The following is a 20,472-nucleotide window of genomic DNA, read 5'->3' on the forward strand; positions in this document are numbered from 1 at the left end:
AGAAAGGCAATTACTTTTTATGAATTTAGATTTAGAGGGTATAAAAATGAGCAAATACTTTTTGAAAAGAATTTTTACAATGATTCCAGTATTTATAGGATTATCTATAATTATATTTACTCTTATAAATATTGCACCAGGGGATCCATATACAAATATTGTTGAAGGTGAAATTAGCATTTCAGCATCTGACAAAGAAGATGCATTGAAGTCAATAGGATATTATGATCCAATGCATGTTAAATATGGAAAATGGATAGGAAAAGTTATAAAGGGGGATTTAGGTACATCTATAAGATATAACGAACCTGTTTCAGATATAATTCAAAGAAGAATAAAGAATACTTTTTTATTATCTATGATTACATTAATCTTAACAACGATAATAGCTATACCATTAGGAATAATATCAGCTGTAAAACCATATTCAAAAACTGATAAAATACTTACAATACTAGCATTTATAGGAATTTCAATACCAGGATTTTTTGTAGCACTTCTTGTAGTTAAAATTTTCGCGGTTAACCTAAAGTGGTTTCCTATATCGGGTATGTCTAGTTTAGGAAAAAATTTAACGGGATTCAGTAAATTTTGTGATGTAGGTAAACATATGATTTTGCCAATTTTATCTATGACAATAATAGAAATAGCTTCACTTATGAGATATACACGGTCAGCTATGATGGATGTATTTAGCGAAAATTATATAAAAACTGCAAGGGCAAAGGGATTAGGTGAAAAACTTGTAGTATATAAACATGCATTTAGAAATGCTTTAATACCAATTGTTACATTATTAAGTATGTCTCTTGGTTATATATTTACAGGAACTATATTAATCGAAACTATATTTGTATGGCCAGGAATGGGAACTTTATTTTATCAATCTATAGCTAACAGAGATTATCCAGTAGTTATGGGGTGTGCATTAATTTTTTCAGCAAGTATATTAATAGCAAATTTACTTTCAGATTTTATTTACTCTATTGTAGATCCTAGAATAAGGTTTAAATAAAATATAAAAATATTAATGTAGAAAAGGTGAAGTTAAATGATAAATAGCAATAAAAGAATTTTTAAACTTTTAAAAAATAAAAAGGCAATGATAGGGTGTGCAATATTAATATTTATAATGTTACTTTCTTTGATTGGGAGCATTGTTACATGTCATGAAAGAGATCTTATAAATACAGCAATAGCTAATAGCAAACCTAGTTTTGAACATATATTAGGAACAGATGATTTAGGTAGAGATGTTTTTGTAAGGTTGAGCTATGGTGGCAGAGTATCACTAGCAGTGGGAATCGGAGCAACAGCTATATCTTTAATTATAGGTGTAACATTTGGAGCTATTGCTGGATATTATGGTGGAGCTATAGATCATATTATAATGATTTTTATAGATATATTTATGTGTTTACCATTTTTAGTAATAGCAATTATACTAGCAGATTTAATAGGTGCAAGTGTTTGGAATTCAGTTTTTATAATAGGATGTTTAGGGTGGACAACTATAGCAAGAATAGTTAGAGGTCAAGTTATGGCGTTAAAGCAAAGACAGTTTGTGGAGGCTGCAAAATGTGTTGGCATGAATTCTATGGAAATTATAATAAAACATATAATTCCCAATAGTATTCCAACTATAATTGTTTATGCAACATTGGGGATTGCAGGAGCTATATTAGCAGAGGCTGGATTAAGTTATTTAGGAATGGGTGTTAAGCAACCTATACCTAGTTGGGGAAATATGTTATCTACAGCTAGAAATATGAAATCACTTATGAGATATTGGTGGGAATGGGCACCAGCTGGCATAATGATTTTTTTGACTATTTTATCTATCAATTTTATAGGAGATGCAATTAGAGAAGTATTAAATCCTAAAGTAAAGGAGTAGTGAAATAGAAAATGAAAAATATATTAGAGGTAAAAAATTTAACAACGAGCTTTAATACAAATAAAAATAAAATTAAAGCTGTTGATGGAGTTAGTTTTAATTTAAAAGAAGGAAAGGTTTTAGGTATAGTTGGAGAATCAGGATGTGGAAAAAGCATGATAGCTATGTCAATAATGGGACTTATAGAGAGTCAAAATGGAAATATAGATAATGGTGAAATAATGTTTAATGAAAAAAATCTATTATCTTTAAATCTAAATGAGTTAGATAAAATAAGAGGCAATGAAATTGCTATGATATTTCAAGAACCTATGATTGCCTTAAATCCTGTATTAAAAATAAAAGATCAGATAGGTGAAGTGATAAAAGTACATAAAAACATTGTGGCAGAAGAGAATAAGAAAAAAGTGTTAGAATTTTTAAATTTAGTTGGAATAAAAAGGGCAGAAGAAGTTTTAAATTCATATCCGCATCAATTAAGTGGAGGTATGTGTCAAAGAGTTATGATAGCTATGGCTTTAATATGTATACCTAAACTTTTAATAGCAGACGAACCTACAACTGCATTAGATGTAACAGTACAAGCACAAGTATTAGAACTTATAAATAATATTAAAAATAAGTTTAACATGTCAGTTCTTTTTATAACTCATGATTTAGGTGTTATTTGCGAGGTCGCAGATGAAGTTATGGTTATGTATGCTGGAAAAATTGTTGAAAAAGCTAAGGTTGAAGATATTTTTGATAGTCCTAAACATCCATACACTATAGGGTTAATAAATTCAAGACCAGAAAACTTTAAAAGAGGAGAAATACCTAAATGTATAAAGGGAAAAGTTCCTAAACTTACAGAACTTCCAGAAGGATGCTCATTTTATGAACGATGTGATTTTAGAATGGATATTTGTCAAAATGAAAGGCCTAAATTGAATTTTGTTGGAATAGAACATGAAGTTAGTTGTTTCAAGTATAATTTAAAATCGGATGGTGAGGCGTAATGTGTACTACAAGCAAGGATGTATTATTAGAAGTAAAGAATTTAAAATGCTACTTTAATGATAATAGTGGTATATTGAAAAAAAATAGCAATATAGTAAAAGCTGTGGATGGTATATCTTTTAATATAAAAAAAGGAGAGGTATATGGGTTGGTTGGAGAATCAGGATGCGGCAAATCTACAACAGGTAGAGCTATATTAGATTTAATTCCTAAAGTTAGTGGATCATTAACGTTTGACAATAAATTAATATTTGATATAGAAAAAAAGTATAATATAAAAAGAAGTGAATTTAAAGATATAAGAAAAAATATGCAAATGATTTTTCAAGATCCATATTCATCATTAGATCCACATATGACGGTTGGAAATATTATAAAGCAAGGTCTTATTAAAAATAAAGTTGTGAATAAGAAAACATGTAATAAGGAGATTATAAATATATTAGAGTTATGTGGTCTAAGAGATTGTGATATAGATAAGTATCCACATGAGTTTAGTGGTGGGGAACGTCAGAGAATAGGCATAGCAAGAGCCTTAGCTATAAGGCCTAAATTTGTAATTTGTGATGAACCTACTTCAGCATTAGATGTATCTATTCAAGCACAAATTTTGATACTAATGGAGAAACTGAAAAAAGAAATGAATTTAACATATCTGTTTATATCTCATAATTTAAGTCTTATAAATTATTTTTGTGATAGAGTAGGTGTTATGTATCTTGGAAAAATTGTAGAAGAAGCAAGTTGTGAGGAATTATTTTTAAATCCAATACATCCATACACAAAATGTTTAATTTCATCAATACCTAAAATTCATCCAAAGAAGAAAAAAGAAAGATTAAGATTGAATGAAGATATTTCAAATTGTGATAGTTATGTATCAGGATGTAAACTTAGTTCAAGATGTCCATATTTAAATAAAAAGTGTGTAAGTAATGAGCCAAATTTATTAGAAGTAAAACAAGATCATTTTGTAGCTTGTCATAATATTATTGAAATAAAAAATACTACTAAGTAAAAGAAGAGCAGTATAAACATAAAAAGTTGAAATTTATATATTTAGTTACATAAAAATGAAAGGTTTCATATTATATAAGATAAATATATATATAATAATTTTTTGTTTATGGAGTGAAGTAAAAGATGAATATAGATTTACAAAAACTGGTTCCGAGTCTTTCATGTTCAAGTAGTATAGGAGAATTAAAATATTTTAAACAACTTAATATATATGAAACAATTAACTGTAAAAGTTATGTGTATCATGAAAATAATTTATGTGATGAAATATATAATGATAATAGAAAAATAGAAATTTGTAAGGTTGAATCAACAAATCCAATCTTAAATATAGTATCAAGCAAAATAATAGGTACAATAGAAGGAACTTCAGTGGAGGGACAACATTTAACAGGAAAAAAATTGGTGATTGTTGGTGAGTTGAATCTAAGTATAATAATAACCTATTATATTAGAGGGGATAGGTGCAAAAAAACTGTAGCAAAACTTAAAATTCCATTTAGTACTTTTATAATAATACCACAAAATATATGTAATGATGATAAAGTATATTTAAGATATTTAATAGAAGATGTGAGCATTGCAAACTTAGGAAAAGGTAAAGCTATGGTAAGTATCACTACATTAATACAATATTTAGATGAATATTAAATATAAATTTATTCAAGTAAGAGTGTAAGGTTAAAAATGGATATAGTTAATGAGTGTAGAATAGATTTTAAATATAGATTATCACCACAAAGCCCTGTAATAAGTAAAACTATTTTTAGTAATTTAGTATCAACACAAATTATAGAGAATACTTTAAAAATGACTAAATATGTAGATAAAAAAGAGACCTATGCATTTGATATATTAACTTATACAATAATTATTGAAAATATACGAGAATTTGATGTAACTAATATTTTTTTTCATGATACTATACAAAAAGGAACACAATTCATTGAAAATTCAGTAGAAGTAAATAATAGAAAAAGAAGATGTATAAGTCCAGAAGAAGGATTTTATTTAGGCTGTTTAACAAGTGGAGAAAAAGTAAAAATAACTTTTAAAGTGTTAGTATTACCAATGTATTTTCATAATCTTATAAAAAATTATTCAGATATAGAATATGATTATATTTACAATATAGAAAAGCCTCCAATAAAAGTAAATGAGAAAAGCAATGAAGTAAAAGTAAAATATAAGAATAAGGTTTTTCTTCAAACAGTATTAGGAAATACTATAAAGACATATGCCTATATAGAAGAAATATTAGATATTAGTTGTAAATTAGAAATAATAAAAACGAAATTGATAACTTCTATAGATTTAGACAAATGTACAGTTTTAGTAATAGGTAAAATAAAGTATGAAATTTTATTTAAATCACTACACTATAAAAGATATATAGAAGATACCTTTGGTTTTTCTACATGTATGATGGCACCTATAGGTATGATTTATTCAAATAAAGATAATATAAAGATAAATATTGAGTATTTAAAAGCTAATTTATTAAATAAAAATAGTATATATATAACTACAAGTTTATTAATATATTATTAAACAACCATTGATTATAGAAACTATAATCAATGGTTGTTATTTTTTTAGAATGGATGAGGATCTATATTTAATACTGTTTTTTCAGGATAAGGACTAGTTTTAGATTTTGTAGTAACCGTAAAATCATATCTAACTCCCAAAGACTCTCCTATAGGAATAGTAGCTGTGATCTTTATAACTTTAGAAGTATTAGGTGCTAAATTTGACATTGCAGATAAATCTGCTTGATAAAGTGTATTTTTAGATATATCAGCTATTTTTATATCGTCAATATATAAGCTATAAGGAATAGCAACTTTTTGTATTATCAAAGTAAAATCATCATATCCACCGCCAATATTTTTAAAGTAATCAAGAATTATAGCAGTATTTCCAGGTGGAGTAACTATAAATGCAGTTGAATCATCTATTTGATACAAAGGATTTGGCATTAAAGAAACACCTGGAGGTAAAATACAACTTAAAATATTACTTTTTTCACCACTATATACTTTAGTAGGAGATATATCATTATAATAAGATATGGCAGTTGCTTGAGTATTTATAGTAGTACCAGCTCTTAAAGTAGATTGAGGTATTACAGTGAACATAACATAACCTAGTGTTGATGGAGTTAATGTAGGTACAGATATAATTATTTTTTTTGATGATGAATTATAAATTGCACTACATAATACAGCAGTATCTATGGAAACAAATAAAAAGTTGTTAGCTATAGGAATTTCTATAGTTCCGTTAGATAAATTTATAATGCTATTGTTTTGAAAAATTAATTTAAACTGCATTATAGAATTGGTGTTTATATTAGCAGTTTGAGTATAACTAGTGGAATTTGTTTTATCTGTTGCACTTAAAGTTAAGACTAAATTTGGATGATTTACTGTTATACTTAAGCTTTTACTAAGAGTTAAAAAACTTCCACTTTGAGTTTGTTGATATAAACATTGCATAGTATTAGTTTGTGTTGAGGTTATAGAATTAACAGTCTTTGTTGCATTGCTTATTTTTGCAGTCATAATATAGGTTATAGTTTTAGTTGAAGTTCGAGCATCTACAGTTCCAATTGTAGGAAAAGTAACTATATTTGAAGAAACTGTAGGAGTAATAAGAATACCATCTTTATAAGAAGGTCCTAAATAAACTTGTCCACCACTTGGTAAAGTATCTTTCACATATAGTCCGTATGCAATAGTACCTTGTGGCACAGTTACTGTAAGTGTATAAGTTATTGGAGAACCAACTTTAAAAGTATCAGCAAAGTTAGTTTTTGTAAGTGCTATAGCAAGTGATGATAATGTTACAGATGCATTTTTTATCAAGTTGCTATATTGAAAATTAGTGGAGCTAGAATTATATACTTGAGAATATGGATTAGTATTACTAGCTGTAGTAGTTATGCTAACACCTGGAGCAAGAGTTGGACTTATAATAACTTTATAAGTTAAAGTTATTGATTGTCCAGGAGCTAATTTATTAATATAAACAGATATATTATTACCTTGAACTACAGGAGCATTAAAACTTCCAGAGCCAGAAACATTTAGGCTATTTGTATCAAGTGTAAACCAGTTATCAGATAAAGTATCGCTAAGTGTGAAATCAAAAGCATCTGTTTCAGTGCCCAAATTATTTGAATTACTTATAGTTACCGAATAAGTGTAAATTTCATTTGATTGTATAGCGTTTTTATTAGGGCCAAATACAGATTTTGTTAAGCTTAAATTTGGAGTACCTATATTAATGGTTACTTGTGAACGATTGCTATAAGCATATCCATAAGTGTTTATTCCTTTTAGCTTCATTAAATTTATATTTTGACTAGATGATCCAAGAGTGGCAATAGGCACTTTAAAATTAATAGTACCTGATGATAAACCCAAAAGATCACCATAGTAAAAATCAACACCGTGAGGACTAATTAATTGTGGTGAACTAACCGGATTAATACCTGTATAAATATAATTTAAATTATCTATAGGATCTGTTGATAATGGAAAAAAGTCATCTATATAAACCTGCTTTTGAATTGCTTTCAAAGTAGAAGCGTTGTAGGTTAAGGTATATTCAGCAGAATCTCCAGGTGCTAAGGAGTTTATAGTTTTAGGAGTTCCATCTTTATAATAACCTTTAATAAATTGTTTTGTTATAGAGCCTATACCTATACTAGAAGTAACACTGGCATTATCAGAGACTTGATTTAATAATGTTACAAGAGTTCCAAGTATATCAGTAGTAGCTAAAAATGGGTCATATGCGACAACAGGTAAAGGTAGTCCTTGAGTATCTTTTTTATATCTATAGTAGCTGTCAACCTTTGCATTAATAGTTACTGTTTTTGTAGAATTTTGAGTAGCTAAAGGAAAATTATAAGTTAAATAGTAACCTTGCATAGTAGGATTATCTACTACAGAAGTTGGTGTTTGTGAACTAGAAATATAGAATATTCCATCTGGCAAGAAATAATGAACTATAATATCTTGAATATTGTAGTATTGTCCAACTTTATATACATAAGTGTAAGTTACATTTGTTTGTACATCCACAGTAGATTTACTTATAGAAGTAGTTATTATTAAATCCATAGCTAAAAAATTAGTACTACTATCTGAAGTTGAAATAATAGAATCAGCAGCTGTCATATTAATATACATATTTAACATAGTACCATGATATATATAATTTCCCTGATTATTATTATACTTATTCCATACGGCATAACTAAAAGTTAAAGTTGTACTACTATTTATGGAAAGATTAATATTGCCAAAATATAATTGAGTATAAATTTTACCATTAATATTAACTGTGCTTATTGTAGGAGTTAAAAATTTAGAAGCATCAGTACCAGACGTTGTAATATTTCCTATATATCTTATTCCATCATCTAATAATATAGATATATTTACTAGGGAAGATGAAATTGAGTTGTTAGAAAATTTACAGGTAGCTGTAGTTACTTGAGTATAATCATTTAAAGAAAGAGAAGTTCCAGCGCCTTTTAAAACTTTTCCTGCTGTGGTTATAGTACTAGTAAATCTAACAGTTACATAAGTCATAGATATCTGGGAAGTAATAACTTCATTACCAATGTCATAAAATCCTCTAGGCATAGTGTCTACACTACAAGATACACTTATTCCAGAAAAGCTATACCCAAAAGGAACTGTAGTTCCATTTTTAAACTTAGTGTTACATTTTACTGTAATGTTAAATTTAAAGTTTACCTCCATAGGTGCAAGATCCTTTATGTTTACCCATGAATAGGTAGTGCTATTATCTGCATTAGTAATGCTAGAGGTTTGAGGTATAGTAGATGTTGAAAGAGTCATGCCATCAGGCAATGTTAATGAAATCCCTAAGTTATATAATCTTTGAGTAGAGCTAAGATTTTTTATACTTATATCAAATGATGAGGTATTTCCAATTATTATGGGAATGTTTTGAGTTTTATCTATACTCATACTTAATATATTAGAAGGCATAGTATCACCCCTTAAAATTTACATGTTACATTGTATTCAAAATCCGATTTTATGCGACAAAATATAAGACAAAAGTAGCCATTAATTTCACTTAAAATAATCACTAAAAGTTTTTTGTGTAATATTATATAATAAGGTTTTTTAATAGGACCTTCAAAATGTATTTAAAAAATACAAAAACAGGAGGTAATATAATGGCGCTAATTCAAAGATTTTCAGCAATTGATAAGGCCATGTTAGTAGCTACTGGAAATAGTTTTATGGTTTGTGGAAGTTCAACTGAGCCAGTTGTAAATACTTCTGACCTTATTAAACCAGATGGCTCTACAACAAGAGATTGGACCCAGGCGGGAAGTACTGCTCATTTAAATATATTAACTAATAGCACAATACTTTATGCTGAACTTGTATGGTATTCAACTGTAAAAAGCAATGTATCCGGTGCTACTGACCTTAGAAGTATACAAGATAATCCAGTGTCATTTACAACATCAAAAGGAACTTATCAAATAACACCTCAGTACACTGATAGTTACACTTCAAATTCTGGAACTATAGATAGATATAGAGGTGCAGATGTAACAAATTATGTACAGGCTGCATTATCTGGAAATTATACAGTATCAAATGTTCCTATAAGTATACCAAATACAGGATTAAGCAATTCTAGAGGTGGATGGTCACTATCAGTTGTATATAGAAACAATGCTTTTTTACCACAGAAAGTTATTTATAATTCAGGTATAGCTGTAGCAACACCAGATACGCCATTACAGACAACTATTACAGGTTTTACAACTAGTTCAAGTCAATCAAGTTTAAAAGGTAATGTTTTTATGGCATGTGCAAATGGAGTGCCCCTTAATGGTGTTGAAATTGTGTCTGCAGGTCCATCTTTTGCAGAATTAAGTAATATAGGTAATATAGTAAATAGTCCTAATCCTAATCCAGGAACAGCTCCAAACAACCCAGGAAATAGTTTTTTCTCAGGTGTAATTAATGTAGCAGATCCATTAAATTCTAGCAATGGACTTTTAAATGTTAATGGAACTAATGGAAATAATAATAATGATGGTTTTGTTCCTATTCAAAAATTAGGAGGAAGAAATAAATGGGATATAACTAATGTAGATATATCTCAAACATTAGTAACAAATCAAACAATATTAGCAGGACAAATAACAGAAGGTTCAGTAGGGGATGGTGTTCAATTAGTAGCATTAGGAACCCAGGTATTAGCAAAGGCACCTAATATAATAGCCACATTGGATGCATATGATATAGATGGTGATAACGAATATAATGCAGAAGTTGGAGAAGTATTAGTTTATGCAGTACAAGTAAAAAATGATGGTGATATACAAGCTAGTAATGTTATATTATCTGCAACAATAAATTCAGCAACTACTTTTATACCAGGTTCAGTTACAATAAATGGCGTATCAAATCCTACAGCGAATATAATTAATGGAATTAATATAGGAACTGTTGATGCTAAAGCTGTTAAAAATGTACTATTTTCAGTTAGAATTAACTCTGTACCAACAGGTGGGTTATTACATCAATTTGTAAACTACAATTATCAATTTATTTCAGGTATAGATACAATAACTAACTATGGTAAAACAAATACCATGGATGTAATAGTACAAGATGGATTATTAGCAATAACTAAAGCAGCTTCAAAAACTACTATGAGTGTAAATGAAATAGTAACTTATACCATAAATATAAGCAATGTGGGTACTGAACTTTCTAAAGACGTATTTTTCCAAGATAAAATAGATGCAAGTTGTTCCTTTGTTACAGGTACTGTAGTTATAGATGGAACAAATTATTCTGATTATGATCCAGTAGTGGGATTTTCATTACCTAATTTATCAGTTGGAGCAAGTACTGAGATAGTATTTCAATTTAAAGTTATCTCATTACCAGCATCAACTAAAGTAACTAATGTAAGTTTTATTACTTTTGGATATATATTTAATCAATATGGATATGAAAGAAAAAGAACTATAGCAAGTAATGTTACGTCAATTCAAATTCAATATGTAGATGTAATAGGTGAAAGATGTAACAATAACAATTATCCTAAGGTAGGAGATACAGTAACTTATAACTTAGCGTTAACTAATATCGGAAATATTCCAGCAAGTAATGTTCAAGTATTAGAGCCAACAATACCAGGTGCATCATTTGTTACTGGAAGTGTAAAAGTCAATGGAACTTCAGAACCAGTACTAAATCCATTTGATGGATTTACTTTACAAGCACCTATAAATCCTCAGCAAACCACAAATGTAGAATATAAAGTTTTAATAAATAGCATTAATCCAGCTGATTTAATAGAAAATATAGCAAACATTCCATTTAAGTATCAAATATCACCAGGTGGAACTGTTATAAATGGAGAAAAAGATTCTAATAAAGTTGATACAATAGCTAATTATGTATGTATGAATACAGTTAAGAGTGTAGACAAATCTTATGCAGAAATAGGAAATACTTTATATTATAAAGTGTATGTAAGTAATAATGGAAATATTAATGCTACTAATACTGTATTTTTAGATGTTATACAATCAGAAGCATCATTTGTATCTGGGTCAGTAGCCATTAATGGTATACCATACCCATCATATGATCCAAATCAAGGATTTACACTAGGTACAGTATGTGCTGATGACACTATAGAAGTTACTTTTGCAGCTAAGGTTAATACTCTTCCAAATCCTAATATAATATATAATAGTTCTAGCTTAGTATATAGTTATAAACCAGATCCTAACGGAAGCACAATATCAAATACAATTTTTAGTAATACAGTTCAAACTGTTATAAATAAAGCACAGTATTCTGTAGTTAAAACAGTTGATAAAACTTATGCACAAGTTGGTGATTTTCTTGTTTATACAACAACTATACAAAATACAGGAACAGTACCTTTAACTAATATGAAATTTGCAGATTTTACAGGAATATATTTATCATTTTATGAAGGCAGTGTTTATATAGATGGAGTTAATTATCCAGAGCTTAATCCAGATAATCAATTTCCACTTCCAAATATGAATCCAGGGGATACCACAACAGTAGTATTTGGTGTTTCTATAGCAAATAATCCACCTGTAGGATATATACCAAATATGTCAGAGGTTACACTTAGTTATAAACAAAATCCAGATAGTCCAATAATAACAAAGACTGTATATTCAAATGTAGTTAAAACTTATGATCCTTATGCACAAGTGAATATAGTTAAAAATGTTGATAAACTATATGCTGCAGTAGGTGAAACTTTAACTTACACATTTACAGCAACAAATATGGGAAATGCAACTGCAATAAATACTTTATTTACAGATATTATTCAATCAGAAGCATCATTTGTACAAGGTTCTGTAATTGTAAATGGAATAAGTAAACCAAATTATGATCCACAAATAGGATTTACTTTAGGATCAATGGAATATGGTCAAGTTGTAACTATTGAGTTTAAAGTAATAGTAAATAGTTTACCAAGTCCAAATACTATAAAGAATAATGCAACAACTTCATTTAGCTATTATGTAGATCCAAATGGTCAGCCAATAACTAAAACTACAACAAGTAATACAGTAACCACAGTTATAAACACTTATAATGCCACTTTAACTAAAGCAGTAGATAAAGCATATGCAACAATAGGAGATGTTTTAAACTATACAGTTATAGCAGCTAATGCCGGTACGGTAACTTTAACTAATGTTAACTTTACAGATATAATACCAGCTGGAGCAACATTCTTATCTGGTTCTGTAGTAGTAGATGGTGTAAGTAAACCAGATGCAAATCCTAATAATGGTTTTATAATAAGTAATGTTTTACCAGGTGGAAATGTAGTTGTTATGTTTAAAGCAACAGTAACAAGTGTTCCAACACCACCTAAGATTGACAATAGTGCTCATATTGCATTTAAATATCAATTAAGTCCAACATCACCTTATGTGGATGGAAGCTTAACAAGTAACACCGTAACTACAAATATAAATAATATGTCAGTTACTAACACTAAAAGTGTAAATAAAACTTATGCAACAGTAGGTAATGCCATAACCTACACTTCAGTAATAGCTAATAATGGTAATGTAAATATAACAAATACAAATTTTATAGACACAGTTCCAACTCATACTACTTTTGTATCAGGATCAGTAAAAATAGATGGAACATCATATCCAAATTATGATCCTAATATTGGATTCACATTGGGAACTATAAATTCAAATAAGAATGTTACAGTAACTTTTGATGTTACTGTTGATAGTGTGCCAAATGATGGATATATAACTAATGCATCTATTATAAATTATCAATATAAAATAGATCCTAATGGACAATATATATCATCTAGTGTAACTAGTAATACTGTTACAACTTATGTTAACTTAGGTAATTTAACAGTAACTAAATCTGCTAATAGAACTATTGTTAGATTAACAAATATAATAACCTATAGTTTTGTTATAGCAAATACAGGAAACACTATATTAAAAAATTTATTATTTAAAGATATTGTTCAAACTGAATCTTCATTCAATACAGGTTCTGTATATGTAAATGGTGTTAATAAATTAAATTATAACCCAAATACAGGATTTGCTTTAGATGATATACCAATAGGACAACAAACTATAGTTAGTTTTGATGTAACAGCTAATTCAATACCAAAGAATAATGAATTATTAAATAGTGCAGATGTGACTTACTCATATTATGTAGATCCAAATGGAAGTCCTACAACTAATACTAAGACATCTAACACAACTACAGTATATGTTTATGACACAATAGTATCTGCAAATAAATCTGTAAATAAATCAATAGCAAAAATAAATGACACTCTAATTTTTACAATAGATATAAAGAATGAAGGAAACACTACGGCTCAACATGCATTCTTTAAAGATATTTTAGATTCAAATATATCTTTTATAACTGATTCTGTATATATAAATGGAAGTCAGAAGATAGGATATAATCCAAATATAGGATTTAATCTTGATGATATATTAAGTAACGCAACTACAACAGTAGTATTTTCAGCAAAAATAAATACAAGACCTGCAAATAATATAATTTATAACTATGCTACTGTAAATTATGATTATATTGTAGGAGCAGAAGTTATAACAGCTACAATTAATACTAATACAACTGAAACTTATGTTGCTGCAGGTGAACTTACAGTTACTAAGTCAGTAGATAAGTTATATGCAACAGTAGGAGACAATATAGCATATACAGTATTAGTTCAAAATACTGGTTCAGTAGATGCAACAAGTTTAAATTTTAAGGATTTAATACCAGATTCAACTTCATTTAATGCTGGAACAGTAGTTGTTGATGGTATCCCACAGCCAGCATTTAATCCAAACACAGGATTTAATTTGTCAGATTTAATACCAAATCAATATCATACAATAACATTCAGTATTCATGTTGATTCTCTTCCACAAAGTGGTAAAGTAGAAAACACTGCGGATGTTACTTTCACTTATAAATTAACACCAACAGATAATCCAGTGACTATTGTAGCTACTTCTAATAAGGTTACAACACTTATTAAGTTAGGAAATTTAACAGCTACAAAAACAGTAGATAAAGCATATGCAACAATAGGTGATATATTAAACTATACAATAACCATAAATAATACAGGAAATGCTAATTGTTTTAATGTATTATTTAAGGATATAGTACAATCAAATGCTAGCTTTATAAATGGATCAGTAAAAATAAATGGAGTGACTTATGGAAGTTATAATCCAAATATAGGCTTTAGTTTAGATGATATACCTGGTTATGGAAGTACTGTAGTTACATTTGCTGCAACAGTACAAACATTACCAATGGATTACACTATTTATAACTATTCAACAGATAGCTATAATTATTATATTGACCCATCTAATCCACCAATTTCTAAAACTGGAAATAGTAATACAGTAACTACAGTAATAAATATAGGATCATTAACAGCTACTAAAGCAGTTAACAAGGCTTATGCCACTATAGGTGATTTAGTCACTTATACAGTAAGTGTAAATAATACAGGTAACACAGTAGCTAAAAATGTAAATTTTAGAGATGTTATACCAAATGGATTAACTTTTGTTCAAGGGTCAGTAACAATAAATGGAACATCTTATCCAAGTTATGATCCTTATACAAGTTTTAGTTTAGGAAATATAATATCTGGTGATATTGTAGTTGTTAAATTCGATGCAACTGTAACTTCATTACCAACACCTTCATTAGTAAGCAATACAGCTAATATAAGTTATGTATATCGTATAAATCCTAATGGACCAGATATACCAGGTACAGTGAGCTCTAACACTGTAACAACTCAAATAAATGTAGGATCATTAACTCTTAATAAGAGTGTAGATAAAAGTTATGTTACAATGGGAGATGTAATAACTTATACAGTAGTAGTTACTAATACCGGAAATGTAAGGGCAGACAATGTAATATTTACAGATAGCTTACAATCTGATGTAACATTTAATGGAGGTTCTGTAAAAATTAATGGTGTAACTCAGCCAGATTATGATCCAAACGTAGGATTTAGTTTAGGGAATATAGAAACATTAAATTATGTTACAGTAGTATTTACAGCTACAGTTATAGCAAATCCAACTCATTCATCAGTATTAAACTATGCATTAGGAACATTTTCATATAAGGTAAATCCTAATGAACAATATTATAGTAAAACTGCGCAATCAAATACAGTATCTACTATAATAATAATGCCTAGTTTAACTGCAACAAAAACTGTTGACAAGATTTATTCAACACTACAAGGTGTTTTGAATTATGGAGTATTAGTTAAGAATACAGGAAATACAAGTATTTCAGATATGTTCTTTACAGACTTTTTATCAAATGGTGCGTTGTTTAAAGCAGGAACAGTAACAATAGATGGAGTAAGTTATCCAAGTTATGATCCAACAGTAGGATTTAATTTACCAAATAGCCTTTTAGCAGGAGTGACTTCCTTAGTTCAATTCCAAGCTATAATAAATACACTTCCAGCACCACCACAAGTAACAAACTATGCTATATCAAATGGAGTATATCATGTAGATCCACAAGGACCAACTTATCCAATAACTGCAACATCAAACACTGTAACCACTAATGTTAATATAGGAAGTTTATCAAATACTAAAACTGTAGATAAGATGTATGCAAAAGTTAATGATACAGTGACTTACACTTCAACAATAGTGAATACAGGAAATGTGAATGCAACTAATTTATTCTTTAGCGATATATTACAATCTGAATTAACTTATATATCTGGAACAGTAAGTATAAATGGTGTAGTATATCCATCATTAGACCCAACAGTTGGGTTTGAATTATCAAATTTAGCTCCAGGTCAAAGTGTAATTGTAGCATTTAATGCTAAGATAAATGCATTACCAACCCAAGCATATGTAAATAATAATTCTTTAGTTCAATTTAGTTATAAGATAGATCCAAGTGGATCAGTAACAACAACAACTCAAACAAGTAATACTGTAACAACAAATGTAGTTTTAGGTAAGTTAAATGTAGTTAAAACAGTAGATAAATCAATAGCAACAATAGGAGATGAATTAACTTACACAATAACATTAACAAACGTAGGAAATGTTATTGATAATAATGTATTCTTCCAGGATACACCATCAATTGGAGTAAGTTTTAAGGCTGGATCTGTGAAGATTAATAATGTGTCTCAGCCAACCTATAACCCAACTACAGGATTTAATATAGGTGATATAGGAATAGGTAATGTAGTTACAGTATCATTTGTAGTCACAGTAATTTCAGTACCAGCAACAAATCAAGTAACAAACCAAGCTGTTGTCACATTTGAATTTGTGGTAGATCCAAAACAACCACCATATAGTCAAACAACTTATTCTAATATTGTTATAACTAATATAGCATATGGTAATTTAAGTGTAACAAAAGCAGTAAATAAACAATATGCAACTATAGGTGAACAATTAACCTATACAGTTACAGTTACAAATATAGGCAATGTAGATGCGACAAATGTTGTATTCTTAGATCAAACTCCTCATAATTCAACATTTGTATTAGGTTCAGTAACTGTAAATGGAGTATCATATCCAGATTATAATCCTTCAGCAGGATTTAGTTTAAATACAATGACACCAGGCCAAATTATAACAGTAGTTTATAAAGTTCAAGTTATAGATTTATGTTAAATTTAACTTTTAATTAGAAATATGCTCCCTTAAGTTATTAAGGGGGCTTTTTTATGTAATAAATAAATGATTAAAGAATAAATTTAATTATGAACAATAATATGTATGATTCTAAATTGAAATTAAAAAATATTGTTACTTAAATTTGAAATTATTACGATTTATAAACTATTTCAATATGAGGTAAGTAGAATGGAGGTATTTAATGAACACTTATAAAGAAATGAATGATGCTTTAATTGTAGAATATATCAAAGAGTTGGGTATTTTCCCAGAAAACCATGAAATTGTTAGTAAAGAAATTGGTGATGGAAATTTAAATTATGTGTTTAGAGTAAGAGATTTAAATACAAATGAAACAATAATTGTTAAGCAAGCATTACCTTATTTAAAAATAGCAGGAGATGGTTGGAAATTAACATTAGATAGAAATAGAATTGAATATGAAGCAATAAAATGTCAAAATTCAGTTTGTGAAGGTACTGTTCCAAAAGTATATCATCATGATAATATATATGCACTAACTGTTATGGAAGATTTAAAAAATATGATTATTTTAAGAAGAGGTCTTATGGGTATGCAAAAATATCCTAACTTTCCAAAACAAATAGGTAAATTTATGGCTAGAAACTTATTTTTAACATCTGACTTTGGAATGGGACCGATGGAAAAGAAAAAAAACATGAAAAAGTTCATAAGTCCAGAACTTTGTGATATAACTGAAAGATTAGTTTTTACAAATCCTTATATGGATGCTAAAGATAATAAAATTAATGAAAATATTAAGGATTTTGTTGTAAGTGAGATATGGAATTCAAATAAACTTAGACTTGAAACAGCTAAGTTAAAAACAATATTTATGACTAAGTCAGAAGCATTACTGCATGGAGATTTGCACACAGGTTCTATTTTTATAGATGAAAGTAAATCTGTTGTTTTTGATGCAGAGTTTGCATTTTATGGACCATATAGTTATGATATAGGATTATTATTTGCCAACATATTACTAAATTATGTATCTTGGGAAGGAAGAATGGACAAGTCTAAAAATGAAATAATAAGTTATAGAAAATATCTATTAGATTTATGTACTGAAATATGGGAAGAATTTTTGGCAAATTTAAATTATTTATGGAACAATGAATCTAAGGATGTAATAACTGAAATTGATAGATATGAAGAAGAGTATATAAAAAATTTATTACATGAAACTATTGGATTTTGCTCATGTGAAATTATGAGAAGAATTATAGGAATGGCACATGTCCAAGATTTAGATGAAATAGAAGACTTAAAACTTAGAGCTAAAGCACAAATATTAGGACTTAAGATAGCTAAAAAATTAATTCTTACTAGAAATGAAATTAATTCTTTTAGTGAATTTATAAATTATATAGGGTTCCAAGCTGAAAAATGAAATTATTCAAATATTAAATGAGAATAGTAGTAGTAAAGGAAACAGAAATTATTTAAAACGTTATTCATAAAAATTTCAAAGAAACTCTAATAAATTTGCCATTTTATTTCCAAGACTAAACGGCTATAAGTGAACTAAATTAAGAGCTATGTAATTAAATTCTAGCCTATTTTTCATAACTCTTCGTCAGCAATTCACATTAATAAAATTCAATTATTGATGTGAATTACTTCCTTGATTTATAAAAAATATACATTGAATTTTAAATTACATATTTCTAAATTTAGTTCACACGACGTCCTGTCTAGGCAGTCGCTGAACCCGTCCTTGGGTTCAGGTCTTGAAAATAAAAAACAAATTAATAAGAGTTTCTAAATCAATTTTTAAAGAAATACTAATTTAAATAATTCCTGTTTCTTGATGAAATAAAAAAAGTTTTTCAATTGAGAAAGATGTTATTTTAAATTTGAACTTGGAATATAGGAATAGAAGATGGAAAATGAAATTATTATCATTTTAAAGTATATTTACTATTAAAACTATATTTAGTAAGAATATTATAATGGTGAATTTATTCTCGAAAATGAGTTTTTACGGATAAATATTATATTAATTTTATTTGAAGCACAAATAAAACATTGTAGCAGGGATATTCGCCATAATTGATAATTGTGAACTGTTTCCAAATAGAAAACTAGGAATTATATATAATAAAGTCTCAGGGAGGGGCAATAAATAGTGAATTTAAAAAATAGGGGGATTTTATATGGAGGAAGATCTATTATCTATTAAATGGGATGAGAAAAAAGATGAATTAATTTTATTAGATCAAACAAAGTTACCAAATGAAATTGAATATATAAATTATAATTCAGTAGAAGGTGTGTACTCTTCAATAAAGAATATGATAGTTAGAGGGGCACCAGCTATAGGGGTTACTGCTGGATATGGAATGTATTTTGCAGCAAAGAAAGCTACAGAAAATTCTTTTGAAGATTTCTATTTAGAAATTAAAAAAGATGCTGACTATTTAAATTCAAGTAGACCAACTGCTGTAAATCTCTCATGGGCAGTTAATAGAATGCTTAAGAAGGCTAAAGAATCAAAAGGAATGCCTATAAAAGATATAAAAATAGCACTAAGAAATGAAGCTAAGACAATTCATGAAGAGGATATAGAAATATGCAAAGCTATTGGAGAAAATCTACTTACACTATTAAAGGATGGTATGGGAATATTAACTCACTGTAATGCTGGGCAACTTGCAACTTCAAAATATGGTACGGCAACAGCACCAATGTATCTTGCAAAGAAAAAGGGGTGGAATTTAAAAGTATATTCAGATGAGACAAGGCCAAGACTACAAGGTTCTACATTAACAGCATTAGAACTTAATATGGCAGGGATAGATGTAACAACCATTACAGATAATATGGCGGCAGTAGTTATGGCGGAGGGGAAAATAAATGCAGTTATAGTTGGATGTGATAGAATAGCCGCTAATGGCGATACTGCAAATAAAATTGGAACATATGGTGTGTCTATATTAGCTAAGTACTTTAATATTCCAATGTATATTGCAGCACCAACACCAAGCATAGACTTAAACACTGCAACTGGGAAAGACATTCCTATAGAAGAAAGAGATCCTAAAGAAGTTACATGTAGATTTGGTGTTTGGACAGCTCCTAAAGATGTAAAAGTATATAATCCATCATTTGATGTAACAGAAAATAAAAATATAACAGCTATTGTAACAGAAAAAGGAATTGTATATCCTCCTTTTGACGAAAACTTATACAAATTATTAAATAATAAATAAGGGTAATTTAA

General features: G+C 28.3%; 10 protein-coding genes. 9 read left to right on the forward strand and 1 reads right to left on the reverse strand.

All coding sequences use genetic code 11. The annotated features are described in order from the left end of the window. Window positions 1-46 precede the first annotated feature (46 nt). From BN346_RS09810 to BN346_RS09835, 6 genes are all read left to right on the forward strand, one after another. Window positions 47-1,015 carry an ABC transporter permease gene (locus BN346_RS09810; protein WP_040328272.1) on the forward strand — a complete coding sequence of 323 codons (969 nt, stop codon included), beginning with the start codon at window positions 47-49 and terminating at the stop codon, window positions 1,013-1,015. A gap of 36 nt (window positions 1,016-1,051) precedes the next feature. Beyond that, a complete protein-coding gene (gene opp4C / locus BN346_RS09815; protein WP_040328274.1) occupies window positions 1,052-1,897 on the forward strand; it encodes an oligopeptide ABC transporter permease in 846 nt (281 codons plus the stop codon). 11 nt (window positions 1,898-1,908) lie between these two features. Beyond that, entirely contained in the window at window positions 1,909-2,895 is a 987-nt protein-coding gene (locus BN346_RS09820) for an ABC transporter ATP-binding protein (RefSeq protein WP_040328276.1), read from the forward strand. After that, window positions 2,895-3,914, forward strand: a complete 1,020-nt coding sequence (locus tag BN346_RS09825) for an ABC transporter ATP-binding protein (RefSeq protein ID WP_040328277.1) — start codon at window positions 2,895-2,897, stop codon at window positions 3,912-3,914. Before BN346_RS09820 ends, BN346_RS09825 begins: the two co-directional genes overlap by 1 nt. Before the next feature lie 125 nt (window positions 3,915-4,039). Further along, complete coding sequence (locus BN346_RS20530) at window positions 4,040-4,567, forward strand: SPOCS domain-containing protein (protein WP_051540256.1); 528 nt, start codon at window positions 4,040-4,042, stop codon at window positions 4,565-4,567. A gap of 36 nt (window positions 4,568-4,603) precedes the next feature. Then, the gene (locus BN346_RS09835; RefSeq protein WP_040328279.1) at window positions 4,604-5,467 is read left to right on the forward strand and encodes a DUF11 domain-containing protein; all 864 of its coding nucleotides are present in this window, start codon (window positions 4,604-4,606) and stop codon (window positions 5,465-5,467) included. A gap of 44 nt (window positions 5,468-5,511) precedes the next feature. On the opposite strand, the gene BN346_RS09840 is transcribed toward BN346_RS09835, so the two are convergent. Further along, window positions 5,512-8,949 carry a COG1361 family protein gene (locus BN346_RS09840; RefSeq protein ID WP_040328281.1) on the reverse strand — a complete coding sequence of 1,146 codons (3,438 nt, stop codon included), beginning with the start codon at window positions 8,947-8,949 and terminating at the stop codon, window positions 5,512-5,514. 194 nt (window positions 8,950-9,143) lie between these two features. Here BN346_RS09840 and BN346_RS09845 point away from each other — a divergent pair, with 194 nt between their 5' ends. From BN346_RS09845 to mtnA, 3 genes are all read left to right on the forward strand, one after another. Then, window positions 9,144-17,222, forward strand: coding sequence for a DUF7507 domain-containing protein (locus tag BN346_RS09845; RefSeq protein WP_040328283.1), 8,079 nt, complete (start codon window positions 9,144-9,146; stop codon window positions 17,220-17,222). A gap of 205 nt (window positions 17,223-17,427) precedes the next feature. Continuing rightward, window positions 17,428-18,639: an S-methyl-5-thioribose kinase gene (gene mtnK, locus BN346_RS09850; protein WP_040328284.1), complete on the forward strand. Its 1,212-nt coding sequence runs from the start codon at window positions 17,428-17,430 to the stop codon at window positions 18,637-18,639. Window positions 18,640-19,405: 766 nt separating this feature from the next. Further along, on the forward strand, window positions 19,406-20,461 hold the full coding sequence (mtnA, locus tag BN346_RS09855) for an S-methyl-5-thioribose-1-phosphate isomerase (protein ID WP_040328286.1): 1,056 nt from the start codon (window positions 19,406-19,408) through the stop codon (window positions 20,459-20,461). The last annotated feature ends 11 nt before the right edge of the window (window positions 20,462-20,472 follow it).

This window comes from Clostridium ihumii AP5 (assembly GCF_000612845.1).
GTDB classification, from domain to species: Bacteria; Bacillota; Clostridia; order Clostridiales; family Clostridiaceae; genus Clostridium_J; species Clostridium_J ihumii.